The 14,156-nt window shown below is 39.3% G+C and carries 11 protein-coding genes; all 11 read left to right on the forward strand.

Features of this window, described 5'->3' with window-relative positions; all coding sequences use genetic code 11:
• Positions 1–46 precede the first annotated feature (46 nt).
• The 11 genes from IRB43_RS04355 (at position 47) to spoVE (ending at position 13,824) form a co-directional block, all read left to right on the forward strand.
• The gene (locus tag IRB43_RS04355; protein ID WP_203362217.1) at positions 47–943 is read left to right on the forward strand and encodes a 2-dehydropantoate 2-reductase; all 897 of its coding nucleotides are present in this window, start codon (positions 47–49) and stop codon (positions 941–943) included.
• 178 nt (positions 944–1,121) lie between these two features.
• Positions 1,122–2,750 (forward strand): bacillithiol biosynthesis cysteine-adding enzyme BshC, encoded by a 1,629-nt coding sequence (gene bshC / locus IRB43_RS04360; RefSeq protein ID WP_203362218.1) that lies wholly within the window; start codon positions 1,122–1,124, stop codon positions 2,748–2,750.
• 246 nt (positions 2,751–2,996) lie between these two features.
• Positions 2,997–3,134, forward strand: a complete 138-nt coding sequence (locus tag IRB43_RS04365) for a hypothetical protein (RefSeq protein WP_203362219.1) — start codon at positions 2,997–2,999, stop codon at positions 3,132–3,134.
• Positions 3,131–4,066, forward strand: coding sequence for a 16S rRNA (cytosine(1402)-N(4))-methyltransferase RsmH (gene rsmH / locus IRB43_RS04370; RefSeq protein ID WP_203362220.1), 936 nt, complete (start codon positions 3,131–3,133; stop codon positions 4,064–4,066). Before IRB43_RS04365 ends, rsmH begins: the two co-directional genes overlap by 4 nt.
• Positions 4,067–4,093: 27 nt before the next feature.
• A complete protein-coding gene (gene ftsL / locus IRB43_RS04375) occupies positions 4,094–4,450 on the forward strand; it encodes a cell division protein FtsL (RefSeq protein WP_203362221.1) in 357 nt (118 codons plus the stop codon).
• Complete coding sequence (locus IRB43_RS04380) at positions 4,447–6,612, forward strand: penicillin-binding protein (protein ID WP_203362222.1); 2,166 nt, start codon at positions 4,447–4,449, stop codon at positions 6,610–6,612. The genes ftsL and IRB43_RS04380 overlap by 4 nt, the downstream gene beginning before the upstream one ends.
• 224 nt (positions 6,613–6,836) lie before the next feature.
• A complete protein-coding gene (locus tag IRB43_RS04385) occupies positions 6,837–8,690 on the forward strand; it encodes a stage V sporulation protein D (protein WP_238941825.1) in 1,854 nt (617 codons plus the stop codon).
• Between the two features lie 152 nt (positions 8,691–8,842).
• The gene (locus tag IRB43_RS04390; RefSeq protein ID WP_203362454.1) at positions 8,843–10,321 is read left to right on the forward strand and encodes a UDP-N-acetylmuramoyl-L-alanyl-D-glutamate--2,6-diaminopimelate ligase; all 1,479 of its coding nucleotides are present in this window, start codon (positions 8,843–8,845) and stop codon (positions 10,319–10,321) included.
• Position 10,322: 1 nt separating this feature from the next.
• Positions 10,323–11,297, forward strand: coding sequence for a phospho-N-acetylmuramoyl-pentapeptide-transferase (gene mraY / locus IRB43_RS04395; RefSeq protein WP_203362224.1), 975 nt, complete (start codon positions 10,323–10,325; stop codon positions 11,295–11,297).
• Entirely contained in the window at positions 11,298–12,650 is a 1,353-nt protein-coding gene (murD, locus tag IRB43_RS04400) for a UDP-N-acetylmuramoyl-L-alanine--D-glutamate ligase (RefSeq protein WP_203362225.1), read from the forward strand.
• 73 nt (positions 12,651–12,723) lie between these two features.
• Complete coding sequence (gene spoVE / locus IRB43_RS04405; RefSeq protein WP_203362226.1) at positions 12,724–13,824, forward strand: stage V sporulation protein E; 1,101 nt, start codon at positions 12,724–12,726, stop codon at positions 13,822–13,824.
• Positions 13,825–14,156: the final 332 nt, after the last annotated feature.

The raw sequence follows: 14,156 nt of genomic DNA on the forward strand, positions 1-14,156 counted from the left end.
TTACTAAAACAAATGATTATTTTATTGTGAAAGAGGTAAAAAAACTGTGAAAATTGGAATTGTTGGTGGAGGGGCGATAGGGCTTTTGTTTGCTTCTCAACTGGCGGATGTATATCCAACAGTTGTCTTTGCTAAAACGACGGAGCAGGCTGAAGCTCTAGCTGAACAAGGAATTACATATATCGAAAATCATCAGATGGTACGTCGTTTTGTCCAAGCCGATGTAACAGAACATATAGATCAGTATCAGCTTGATCTTTTATTTATTGCAGTGAAACAATATCAGTTACCAATTATTTGGTCTTATGTAGAGCGGATCAACCAAGAAGTCCCTCTTGTTTTTTTGCAAAATGGGATGGGGCATTTAGAAGCATTGGACCGCTTGCCGCATAAGCATCTTTTTGTCGCTACGGTAGAGCATGGCGTTTTGCGCACAGAGGCTACTTCGATTGAAATTAGAGGGCGGAATCAAACCAATATTTCTGCCTATCGCGGTGATAGAAAAAAGCTGCTCTCTTTTTTAACTCCATTTAAGGTCACTTTTCCGTTTGTATGGAGTGAGAAGACAAGGAGTATGCTGCTTGAGAAGCTAGCTGTGAATGTCGTGATTAACCCTCTGACTGCTCTCTTGAAGGTTCCTAACGGTGAACTGGTCACTAATCCTTTCTTTTTAAACTTGGCCCATACGGTGTTTGTTGAACTTTCAACTGTATTCCCTGATGAAATGGACGAAGGGGTGTGGCCGAAGATTAAAGGTATTTGTGTTAAAACAGCTAATAATCGATCTTCGATGCTAACCGATTTAGAAAAAGGCCGTCAAACAGAAATTGATGCCATCGTCGGTTATGTGCTGAAAGAAGCAAACAAATATGGAGTAGATGTTCCAGTATTAAATACTATGTACTCCATGATGAAAGGATTAGAGAAAAAAGACATTCATTAAGTCGCAATGTTTTTTCTTCCTTTCAATAGATGGTATACTCGGAAAAGTAAGGCTACGTGAAAGTGCATTGATTTTTGACTCATATAAATGGCCATTTTGTACGAATAAGTTGAAAATAATGAACCTCTTGCGAACAAAGCCAACAGTAAAAATGTATGCAGAAAGGAAGTTCATGTGTATGGAACTGGAGCGTATTTCCATTCCGGCGATTAATCAGTTTGCTTCTCTTTATTTAAAGCAAGAAGCACCTGTAACGGACTTTTTTCATTATCAATTAACGAAAGAAGATGTGTATCGGCAGCGAGTGGCCGATTTACACAGCAGAAGTTTCATGAGAGAGTCTCTCGCTAGTTGTATTGAAAGTTACATGGAAGCATTACCGAAGTCGGAAGCCGTCGCTTCATCTCTTCGTAAATTAAAGGATGAGCGTTCAACAGTTGTCATTGGCGGGCAGCAAGCAGGCTTATTGACAGGCCCCCTTTATACTATTTATAAAGTCATTTCCATCATTAAATTGGCAGAAGAAAAAGAAAAAGAGCTCGATATTCCTGTTGTTCCTGTTTTTTGGATCGCTGGAGAGGATCATGATTTTCTAGAAGTCAATCATGTGTATGTGGAAAGCAAGCAGAGGATGGAGAAAAAAACCTATCCAGAGAGAGTATTAGAAAAGAGAATGGTATCTGACATTGAGCTGGATCACCAGCAAATGAAGCGATGGGTAAAAAAAATATTTGCCAATATGGAAGAGACAGAATATACGAACAAGTTACTGCTATTCGTAAACGAAGCAATAGATCGATCAAAGACGATTACAGACTTTTTTATGAACTTAGTTCATTCTTTGTTTAGCGAGTATGGACTATTGATCATTGATGCCGCTTATCCGCCGTTAAGGCGATTAGAAACGCCGTTTTTCCACCAGCTGATCGAGCGGGCAGAAGAGATTACGTCAAGTGTGCAAGAAGCTCAGCAAACGGTTATGTCTTATTCTTTTAAACAAATGATTGAGCTTTCTCCTAAAGCAGCGAATCTGTTTATTTATGAAAACAATGAGCGGATGTTGCTGGAATATGACCTTGAGAGCGGATTATTTATCGGAAAAAGTGGCAGTGTTAGATACAGTAAAGACGAATTGCTTCATTTGCTTGAATGTCACCCAGAAAGATTTAGCAATAATGTAGTGACGCGGCCGCTGATGCAGGAGTGGTTATTTCCAACGCTAGCTTTTATTGCTGGTCCAGGTGAAATTGCCTATTGGGCCGAACTAAAGAAAGCTTTTGAACGGTTTGAAATGAAAATGCCGCCGATTGAAGCTCGGTTAAATATGACACTGATTGAAAGAAGCATTGCCAGTGATTTGCTTGAATTGAATATTTCTGTAGTTTCTGCGTTAATGAATGGTGTGCAAAAAGAACAAGAAGCATTTTGGGAGTCTGTGAAGGATGAGCACTTTCATGAACTGATCGCTTCTGTTCAGACTTCTTTAATGAACCATTACGATATGTTTGAGGAAAGAGCAAAACAACTGCATAAAGGTACGCTCTCTATCATTCAGAAGAATCGTCAGTTTCATTTGCAACAACTGCAATTTTTAGAAAGAAAGACCGATGAAATGCTGAAACGACAGCATGATGATACATTAAGTAAATACAGCCACATTCAAAATGCATTAAAGCCCGATGGAGCTCCTCAAGAGCGGATGTGGAATGTTTTTTACTTTTTAAACAAATATGGTCTTGATTTTATTGATGAGTTAATGAAATTGACTTATGTATTTAATGGGGATCATCAAGTAGTGAAAATTTAAATAAGTGATTGAACTAGGTGTGATCTCATTCCTTTGCGCTAAAGATCACGCCTAGTTCTTTGTTGTATTACTTTCTTATTGTTTATAATTTTGGGTAGTCGAAGAAATTGTCAAGTTATTTTATAAAAAGGGTTATTTTGCTCTCCCTATTCCTTCTCATTGAGGGAATATGCTGATAGACAGCGGTTTGTGAGTGAATTTAGCGAAACAAAAAGATGAAAAGTTGGATTGAAAAGCAGGGATTTAATGGCTTGGAAAGAAATCAAAAATAGTGGAGAAAAGTGGTTTGTTGTGTTAGAGTTAGGGAAGAAATTAATCGTTGAAATAGCACAAAATATGATTGGTTTCGACACTTACGAAATTGATTGGAATGATGATTTTTGAACTTTGAACATACAACGGTGTTATTGAAAGAAACAGTAGATGGATTAAATGTCCAACCAAATGGAACTTACGTAGATTGCACACTTGGAGGTGCTGGACATAGTGAATACTTATTATCTCAGCTAGGTGAAGGCGGAAAGCTGTATGCATTTGATCAAGATGAAACAGCGATCAAACATGCACGAGAAAAACTGGCTCGCTTCGGGGATAAGGTCGTATTTGTGAAAAGTAATTTTCAATATATACGTGAAGAATTGCAACGACTGGGTGTCGACAAAGTAGATGGTGTTTTATATGATTTAGGTGTTTCCTCCCCACAACTGGATACCCCAGAAAGAGGATTTAGCTACCATCACGATGCCTCTTTGGATATGAGAATGGATTTAACAGGAGGCGTCACTGCATATGACGTGGTCAATCATTGGCCGTATGAACAACTCGTCAAAATCTTTTTTCAATATGGAGAAGAAAAGTTTTCAAAGCAAATTGCTCGCAAAATAGAAGCAGCTCGTGAGAAACACCCAATTGAAACAACGGGTGAACTGGTTGAACTCATTAAAGAAGGGATACCAGCAGCCGCTAGAAGAAAAGGCGGTCACCCGGCGAAACGAATTTTTCAAGCCATTCGTATTGCAGTGAATGACGAGCTAGGTGTGTTTGAACAGTCACTGAAGAACGCTATTGACTTATTGAAACCAAAAGGAAGAATTAGTGTGATCACCTTCCACTCTCTTGAGGATCGTATTTGTAAGACGATTTTTAAAGAAGCTAGTAAAGGACCGGACCTTCCACCAGGGTTACCTGTGATTCCTGAAGAGTATCAGCCGGAATTAAAGTTGATTACGAGAAAACCGATACTGCCTTCAGAAGAAGAGTTACAGCGTAATAATCGCGCTCGTTCAGCAAAGCTGCGTATTGCTGAAAAAAGATAATGACAGATAAATACTAGGAGGGAGAAGATGAATAATTTAGCGAGAAAGCAGTCCGTCCGCCCGAACAAGCAAGCCACGGTTGAGAGACATGAGCAAGCAAAAAAACGCTTTTGGTTTACACCCGGAGAAAAAATGTTATTTTTGCTCTTTACATTAATCATCTGTTTTATGGGAGCAAAGGTTATTTCTACTCAAACGGCTGTATATGAGGTAAATAAAGAAATTCAGGATATTGAAAAAGAAATTAGAAAGCAACAAAGTGTGAATCATGACCTTGAAGTGCAAGTGAGCGAAGAAAGTACGTATGAGAGAATTTGGAAGAGAGCGAAAGAGTTAGGTCTAAATTTGAGCGAACAAAACGTTAAGGTTGTGCAACCAAAATGAACGGAAACAAAAAAAATATGAACAAAGGAGCAGCGATATTATTTTCGGTATTCGCCCTGCTCTTTTTTGTCTTATTCGTCCGCTTCTTAACCATTCAAGTCTCTGGAAAAGTGGATGGACATTTGTTAAAAAATGAAGCGCTTGAGAAATATTTAAGGACAGATGTGTTAGAAGCTAAAAGAGGAACGATTTATGATCAGGCAGGGAATGTCATTGCTGAAGATACGAGCTCGTTTACTCTTGCAGCTATTTTAGATGATTCGATGACAACCAATCCGAAGGAACCTAAACACGTGGTTGACCGCAAAAGAACAGCTAAAACTTTAGCCAAATACATTGACCTTGAGAAAGAAGAAATTGAAAGAATATTAAACAAAAAAACAAAAGATGGAAAAACTCCTTTTCAGGTTGAATTTGGCAAAGCAGGTCGGAATTTATCAAATAAAACAAAGAAAAGTATTGAAGAAGAAAAACTGCCTGGAATTATTTTCATGAGAGACTCTAAACGGTTTTATCCCAATGGTAAATTCGCATCACATTTAATAGGTTTTGCACAAAAGTCTGAGGCGGATAATCATTCCACCATTGGGCAAATGGGAATTGAAAAAGCATACGAAAAATATTTAAAAGGCATCAACGGAAAAATTCAGTATAAGAGTGATATATGGGGATATTTATTGCCTGGAAAGAAACAAATGGTGATCGATCCTGAAAATGGGGATAGTATTTACTTAACGATTGATACGAAAATACAAACTTTTTTAGAAGATGCTCTGAATGAAGTAGAAATACAGTATAAGCCGGGAAAAGCATTTGGTATTGTGGCTGATGCGAAAACAGGAGCGATCTTAGCGATGAGTCAAAGACCTTCATTTCATTCAGGTACAAGAGAAGGCTTGGATCAAAACTGGCAAAATGATTTAGTCGAATATTCATTTGAGCCAGGATCAACATTCAAAATTTTTACATTAGCTGCTGCGATTGAGGAAGGAGTATTCAACCCGAATGCTTATTATCAATCTGGTAGTTATAAAGTTGGACCAAACATGATTCGAGATCATAATGGTGGGAATGGTTGGGGAAGTATTAGCTATTTAGAAGGTGTGCAGCGATCTTCCAATGTAGCCATGGCTAGTTTATTGGAGAAAATGGGGCCTGATGTTTTTAGACAGTATTTAGACGATTTTCATTTTGGACAACGGACGGGTATCGGCTTGCCGAATGAAGCAACGGGAAGTATCCTTTACCGCTATCCGATTGAAAAGGTGACTACATCTTTTGGGCAAGGCACAACAACCACTGCTTTGCAAATGATCCAAGCAGCCACGGCGATAACGAATGATGGGAAAATGATGAAGCCTTACGTGATTGATCAAATTGTTGATGAGCATTCAAACAAACCGATTCTTGATAATAAGCCTAAAGCGATCGGGGAACCTATTTCAAAAGAAACAGCCGAACAAGTGCTTGATGTTTTAGAAACAGTAACTAGTTCGGAACATGGAACAGGTCAAGCCTATCAAATTGAAGGGTATGAGGTAGCCGGGAAAACAGGTACAGCCCAAATGCCCAATCCAAATGGAGGCTATTTAAAGGGGAGCAATAACTATATCTTCTCTTTTTTAGGAATGGCGCCAAAGGAGGACCCTAAGCTTATTGTCTATGTAGGAGTGGCTCAACCGCAATTAGAAAATGAAGGCGGATCAGTCCCTGTTTCTAAAGTATTTAATCCAGTCATGAAAAATAGTTTGCAATATTTAAATATTGAGCCGAAACAAGGAATCGCTGTAAAAACGGTAAAACTGCAAGATTGGACAAAGAAAAAGAAAGAGGATGCGGTTAAATCCTTAAAGAAAGATGGAGCAGAGCCCATCGTTATTGGTAAAGGACAAACGATTGTTCAACAGTTGCCTAAACCAGGAACGGAATTATTGCAAGGGGAGAAAATAATACTAAAGACGGAGGGAGAGACGACTATCCCTGATCTTACGGGATGGTCATTGCGTGATGTGACAAAGCTGACCAAGCTTGCCGATATTCGAGTCAGCTTTACAGGGGAAGGTTATGTGCAAAGGCAAAATCTTGAGCCGGGTACAGTGCTGAAACCTAACCAAAAAGTAATTGTTACGTTGAAGAAACCGAAAGCAAACTCAAAGACATAATGGGAGTGCTATTTAATAGAAAAAACGTTGGGAAAATTCGTTTTCTCAACGTTTTTTCTTCATTCCAATGAGTTGAAAAATCAGCCATATGTTTTAATAGAGCCTTTCATAAAAATAGCGGCTTTGCATATATTGGATTGAGAACGGAAGGGGGGGCTTCGTTGAAAAGAGTATCAGCTGTTACGGTCAGGAAACGACTTATTTTCGTTTTATTATCCGGGTTGATGATTTTCTCCATTATTGGAGTTCGTCTAGCGTATGTTCAATTTGTTTTGGGGGACGACTTAACGAATAAAGCGAAGGATTTATGGAGCAGAAATATCCCCTTTGAGCCAGAAAGGGGTAAAATCGTTGATAGAAATGGGGTAGCTTTAGCTGAAAATAAAAGTGCACCGACCGTCTATGTTGTTCCACGGCAAATTGAGGATCCTATGAATGCCTCGAAACAATTAGCGGCGGTATTGAATATGTCATCCTCTAAAGCATATAAGGATATTACGAAGCAAACTTCAATGGTGAGAATTCATCCGGAAGGTAGAAAAATCTCCTTTGAAAAAGCGGAACAAGTGAGAAGCTTAGGGATTAAAGGGGTATATATTGCCGAAGATTCTAAAAGACATTATCCTTTTGGGAAAAGCTTAGCTCATGTTTTAGGGTTTGCTGGAATTGATAATCAAGGATTAATGGGGTTAGAAGCATTTTATAATAAGGAATTAAACGGTCAAAAGGGAGCGATGAGCTTTTTCTCCGACGCTAAAGGGAAAAGAATGCCGCAAATGCCAGATGGCTATACCCCTCCAAGTGATGGGCTAGATTTAAAATTAACGATCGACTCTAAAATACAAACCATTATGGAAAGAGAATTAGATGTAGCAGAAGCTAAGTATCAGCCGGATGGAGCGATAGCGATTGCAATGAACCCCAACAATGGAGAAGTGTTAGCAATGGCTAGTCGGCCTTCCTTTTATCCGGAAAAATTTCAAGAAGCTTCCCCGGAAGTCTTTAATCGAAATTTACCTATTTGGAGCACATATGAGCCAGGATCTACATTTAAAATTATTACTCTTGCCGCGGCTTTAGAAGAAAAGAAAGTAGATTTACACAAAGACCATTTTCATGATCCTGGTTTTGTCAGTGTAGGAGGAGCCAGGTTAAAGTGTTGGAAAAGAGGAGGGCATGGGCATCAATCTTTTTTAGAAGTAGTTGAAAACTCTTGTAACCCAGGCTTTGTAGAGTTAGGAGAGCGCTTAGGGAAGGAGAAGCTTTTCTCTTATGTTCGCTCCTTTGGATTTGGAGAGAAAACAGGAATTGATTTACAAGGAGAAGCAAAAGGTTTGTTATTTAAACTTGATCGAGTCGGTCCAGTGGAGCAAGCAACGACTGCTTTTGGACAAGGAGTATCTGTCACACCGATCCAGCAAGTGGCCGCTGTATCTGCCGCAGTAAATGGCGGCATGTTATATCAACCATATGTTGCTAAAGAGTTAGTGGATCCTGTTAGCGGAGAAGTGGTGAAAAGGAAAACACCGATTGCCAAAAGACGGGTGATTTCTGAGGAAACATCAAAACAAATTCGTTTTGCCTTAGAAAGTGTTGTAGCTCAAGGAACGGGACGAAATGCTTTTGTGGAAGGGTATCGGGTTGGAGGAAAAACAGGAACTGCCCAAAAAGCCAAAGATGGAAGATATTTAAAAAATAATCATATCGTTTCTTTTATTGGTGTGGCGCCAGCGGATGATCCTCAGCTTGTTATTTATACAGCAATTGATAATCCGAAAGGTACCGTTCAATTTGGTGGGACAGTGGCAGCGCCTATTGTCGGAAAGATCATGGAAGATAGTCTTCAAGTATTAAATGTGAAACCAAGAGAGAAACAGCTAGAGAAAGAAGTGAAGTGGGATGACCCAGAAATTATTAAAGTCCCTAATTTAATTGGCTTATCCAAAAAGGAGTTATCTTTACAGCTTGAAAATTTAAAACTAGAAGTTTTAGGAAGTGGTCAAAAAGTCGTACAACAAGCGCCGATGCCTGGTACAAAAGTTGAGATCGGTTCTACTATTAGAGTGTATTTGAATTAAGAGGTTGAAAGAAACCTGTTTCCCGTCATATAATTGGCGGGGATTTTCATTTATAATGAAAGCAGTCGCATCTATTGCTGTTTTTAGTTAAAATAGTAAAGGTCATTAAAAAATGAATACATAGGTTGGCAGTAAAGAAAGGATTGAAAATTGTGAAATTATCAGACTTATTAAAGTCACTCCCTTATTATAAAATGATAGGTTCATCAGATCCTGTGGTTTTATCCATTGAAAATGATCATCGGCAAGTAGAGGATGGTTCTTTATTTATTTGTATAAAAGGCTATACGTTTGATGGGCATTCTGTGGCACAAGAAGCGGTAAATAAAGGAGCGGTGGCTGTTGTTGCGGAACGTCCAATTGATGTAGAAGGGGCACCGGTAATTCTTGTGTCTAGTACAAAGCGAGCGATGGCCGCTTTAGCTGACTGTTATTATCATTCTCCAACAAAGCATATGAATATGATCGGTATTACAGGTACAAATGGCAAAACAACCACTAGTCATTTACTTAATGAAATATTTGCAGAAGCAGGGGAGAAAACAGGCTTAATTGGTACGATGTACATGAAGATCGGTGACGAAACGATTGAAACGAAAAATACAACTCCTGAAAATTTAACGCTGCAAAAAACATTTAAAGAAATGCTTGATAAAAATGTAACAACAGCTATTATGGAAGTTTCTTCACATGCTTTATTAGAAGGAAGAGTATGGGGGTGTGACTACGATATCGCTGTATTTACCAATTTAACGCAAGATCATTTAGACTACCATCATACGATGGAAGACTATCGTGCAGCGAAAGGGTTGCTGTTTACAAGACTAGGGAACACGTTCTCGGTTGATGAACCAAAATTTGCTGTTTTAAATGAAGATGACGAAGCATCAGCTGTCTATAAACAGGAAACCGCTGCTCATATTGTGACATATGGTATTGATCATGAAGCGATGTTCCGTGCGGAAAATATAAACTTAACGGCGAACGGCACTGAATTTGAATTGCTGTTTCCAGAAGGAAGAAAAACAGTTCGTACAAACTTAGCCGGCAAGTTTAATGTGTACAATATTTTAGCAGCGATCGCAGCTGCATATACAAAAGGGATTCATATCGATACGATCCTATCAGCCATCCATAAAATCAAAGGTGTAGCTGGCCGATTTGAACTTGTTCCAAATGAACAGGGGATATCTGTTGTTGTTGATTATGCACATACACCAGACAGCTTAATCAATGTATTGAAAACTGTTCAGCCGTTAGCAAAAGGCCGCGTATTTGTTGTTGTCGGCTGTGGAGGAGATAGAGATAAAACGAAACGGCCGTTAATGGCTCAAGCAGCGTGTCAGTTTGCGACAGATGCTGTATTTACATCAGATAATCCGCGCAGTGAAGATCCTCTTGCTATTTTGCAAGATATGGAAGAAGGTGTAAAGGGAGCAAACTATACTGTCATTGCGGACCGGAAAGAGGCTATTTTTCATGCGATTAAAACAGCGCAAGTAGGAGACATTGTAGTCATTGCTGGAAAAGGGCATGAAACGTATCAAATCATCGGTGATCGGGTACTAGATTTTGATGACCGTGCGGTGGCGAAAGCGGCGCTTGCAAGCCGGAAAGAAGAGGAGAACTGATATGCTTGAGAGAGATGTGTTTTTAACGATGGCGATGGCTTTTGTCATTACCGTGGCCATTGCACCATTGTTTATCCCTTTTTTAAGAAGATTGAAATTTGGGCAAAGTATTCGAGAGGAAGGGCCAGAGTCCCATCAAAAGAAATCTGGAACGCCAACGATGGGCGGAATCGTAATTTTACTGTCCATCATCATAACGGCGATGTTTATGGCGCAAATTTATGCTGAGATTGGTACCGAAACGATCTTGCTATTATTAGTGACGATTGGATTTGGGTTACTTGGATTTTTAGATGACTTTATTAAAGTGGTAATGAAGCGAAACTTAGGTTTAACGTCGAAACAAAAGCTGTTAGGTCAAATAGTTATTTCCATTATTTTTTATGTAATTTATACAAATGGAAATTTTTCTACAGAGTTAACGTTTCCTTTAACAAATATCACGATTGATTTAGGTATTTTCTATGCACTGTTTGTGATTTTTTGGCTGGTGGGCTTCTCCAATGCAGTGAATTTAACAGATGGCTTAGACGGACTTGTATCAGGTGTATCGGCCATTGCCTTCGGAGCGTTTGCTGTAATTGCGTGGAGTCAAGGGATGAATGAAACAGCGATCTTTGCATTTGCTGTTGTTGGGGCTGTATTAGGATTTTTAGTCTTTAATGCCCATCCAGCTAAAGTGTTTATGGGGGATACTGGATCGCTTGCCTTAGGTGGAGCAATTGCTACCATTTCTATTTTAACAAAGACAGAATTTTTATTATTAGTGATTGGCGCTGTCTTTGTTGCAGAAACGTTATCTGTCATGATTCAAGTGGTATCTTTTAAAACGACAGGTAAGCGTGTATTTCGTATGAGCCCTCTTCACCATCACTTTGAGCTCGGCGGCTGGTCGGAGTGGAGGGTGGTTGTTACTTTTTGGACGGTCGGTGTATTGTGTGCAGTGATCGGAATTTATATCGGAGCGTGGATGTAATTGAAAACAATAACAGATTACCAACATAAAAAAGTTCTTGTACTTGGATTAGCCAAAAGCGGAGTCAGTGCAGCGTTGCTTCTTCATAAACTGGGGGCATTTGTAACGGTGAATGATCAAAAACCGCTAGATGAAAATCCGCAAGCTCAACATTTACTGGAGCAAGGGATTAAAGTGATTTGCGGTAGCCATCCGATTGAGCTGCTGGAAGAAGGCTTTGAGATGATCGTGAAAAACCCTGGTATTCCGTATTCCAACCCACTTGTAAGTGGAGCGGTTGCTAAAGGTATTCCTGTAGTCACAGAAGTAGAGCTTGCGTATTTAATTTCAGAGGCTCCATTGATTGGTATTACGGGAACAAATGGGAAGACAACAACAACGACCTTAATTTATAAAATGTTTGAAGCTGACCGTAAAAAAGCGATTATCGCTGGGAATATTGGGGAAGTCGCTTCTCAAGTGGTGCAACAAGCGACGAAGGAAGATCATGTTGTGATTGAGCTTTCCTCCTTTCAATTGATGGGAATTGATCGTTTTCGTCCACATATCGCCATTATTACAAATATATATGATGCTCATCTTGATTATCATGGAACAAAAGATGAGTATGTAAAAGCGAAACTAAATATCACAAAAAATCAAACGGAAGAGGATTTCTTTATTGTTAATGCCGATCAGGAAGAAATATTCCAATTGGCAAAACAATCAAAAGCAGTGATCGTGCCATTTTCGACGAAAAAACCAGTTGCTAATGGCGCCTATGTAGAAAATGGAGAGGTTTATTTCCGCGGTGAAAAAATAATATCGATGCAGGAGATTGCTTTGCCAGGAGCTCATAATTTGGAAAATATTTTATGTGCGATCTCGGCAGTTAAGTTATCTGGTGTATCGAATGAGGCGATCCAAGAAGTATTATCTACTTTTTCAGGTGTCAGACACCGGACGCAATTCGTTCGTGAAGTGAATGGCAGAAAATTTTATAATGATTCGAAAGCGACCAATACATTAGCTACTAAAAGCGCCCTTGCTGCTTTTTCAGGACCAACCGTTTTGTTAGCGGGTGGCTTAGACCGCGGGAATGGCTTTGATGAGTTGATTCCGTATTTAACCAATGTGAAGGCGTTGGTGACATTTGGGCAAACGGCACATAAGCTAGCTGAAACAGCTCGCAAAGCAGGCATTTTACAGGTAGCGAAAGTAGAGAACATGGCTCAAGCAGTAGCTGAAGCGTATCAACTATCAGATTCGGGCGATATCATTTTATTATCTCCTGCTTGCGCGAGCTGGGATCAGTATAAAACTTTTGAACAGCGCGGAGATATATTTATTGAGGCGGTGCATACACTTAACTAAGAGCTTGTCTTAGTTAAGATGAGAAGAGAGTGGTGGACAAGGCTCTGATTCTATGAATTAGAGGTGTTGGTCATTGTCGGTGAAAAAGTCTGCACCTGACTATTTGCTGTTTATTATTATTGTGCTATTGCTTACGATTGGGATGACGATGGTTTATAGTGCCAGTGAAGTATGGGCCAAATACAAATTTGATGATCCTTTCTTTTTTGCTAAACGGCAGTTATTATTTGCTGGTGTTGGAGTTTGTGCCATGTATTTCATTATGAACGTGGAATATTGGACATGGCGCAAACTTTCCAAGGTTGGAATCATCATTTGTTTTGTCTTATTGATTCTAGTCCTTATTCCAGGTGTGGGAATGGTTCGCAATGGTTCTCAAAGTTGGATCGGAGCCGGCGCCTTTTCCATTCAGCCTTCCGAATTTATGAAACTTGCGATGATTATTTTTTTAGCTGGATATTTAGCGGAAAAGCAAAAGTATATGATCGAGTTTCGTAAAGGGTTAATACCTGCTCTTGCTCTAGTATTTACGGCTTTTGGATTAATCATGTTGCAGCCGGATCTCGGAACAGGCACGGTTATGGTCGGTACTTGTGTGGTGATGATTTTTGTGGCAGGCGCCAGGATTTTCCACTTCACCCTATTAGGCATGATAGGTTTAGCCGGATTTGTTGGGTTAGTGTTATCTGCGCCGTATCGGATGAAACGAATTACCTCATTCTTGGATCCTTGGTCTGATCCGTTAGGCAGCGGCTTTCAAATTATTCAATCTCTCTATGCCATTGGACCTGGAGGGTTGTTTGGATTAGGAATAGGAGAGAGCAGGCAAAAATATTATTATTTACCCGAGCCGCAAACCGATTTTATTTTTGCTATTTTAGCAGAGGAGCTTGGCTTTATCGGTGGCATTTGTCTGCTCTTGTTATTTTCACTTTTGCTTTGGCGAGGGATTCGCATAGCATTAGGTGCACCGGATTTATTCGGCAGCTTTTTGGCAGTTGGAGTAGTGGCGATGGTAGCTATTCAAGTCATGATTAATGTCGGTGTAGTAACAGGACTCATGCCTGTAACGGGTATTACTTTGCCGTTTTTAAGCTATGGAGGATCTTCGCTCACGTTGATGCTTGCCGCTATGGGGATTTTATTGAATATTAGCAGATATTCAAGATATTAAAAGAAAGAAGCCTTCACGGTTTCTTTTTTTTATGCATAGTTGCTGTTAATGTATAGTGGTTACTCTTCATTTATTAATGCTTGATATGTATTTTTTCACCAATAAGTCAAAAAGCATTCAAATCAACATGATGATCTAACAAAATTTAGGAATGGGATGATTTCTTCATCTTTTAAAGGATATTGATTGATTATGGCGAAACATTGATTTAATATGAGTATGCGCTAATGATGATAAAGCTAATTTTTTGAGAAATCAATGTAACAATTAGATGAAAATTGCTACATTTTTTTTGGTTTCTTTTCAATTTCGGTAAAGCTATATTTATATAA

This window comes from Bacillus sp. REN10 (assembly GCF_016820555.1).
Classification (GTDB): Bacteria; Bacillota; Bacilli; order Bacillales; family Domibacillaceae; genus Bacillus_CE.

Bases quoted from the DNA above. Each gene is read 5' to 3' on its own strand.
- bshC (WP_203362218.1), top strand. From the start codon at position 1,122: ATGGAACTGGAGCGTATTTCCATTCCGGCGATTAATCAGTTTGCTTCT.
- IRB43_RS04365 (WP_203362219.1), top strand. From the start codon at position 2,997: ATGGCTTGGAAAGAAATCAAAAATAGTGGAGAAAAGTGGTTTGTTGTG.
- ftsL (WP_203362221.1), top strand. From the start codon at position 4,094: ATGAATAATTTAGCGAGAAAGCAGTCCGTCCGCCCGAACAAGCAAGCC.
- IRB43_RS04380 (WP_203362222.1), top strand. From the start codon at position 4,447: ATGAACGGAAACAAAAAAAATATGAACAAAGGAGCAGCGATATTATTT.
- IRB43_RS04385 (WP_238941825.1), top strand. From the start codon at position 6,837: ATGATTTTCTCCATTATTGGAGTTCGTCTAGCGTATGTTCAATTTGTT.
- mraY (WP_203362224.1), top strand. From the start codon at position 10,323: ATGCTTGAGAGAGATGTGTTTTTAACGATGGCGATGGCTTTTGTCATT.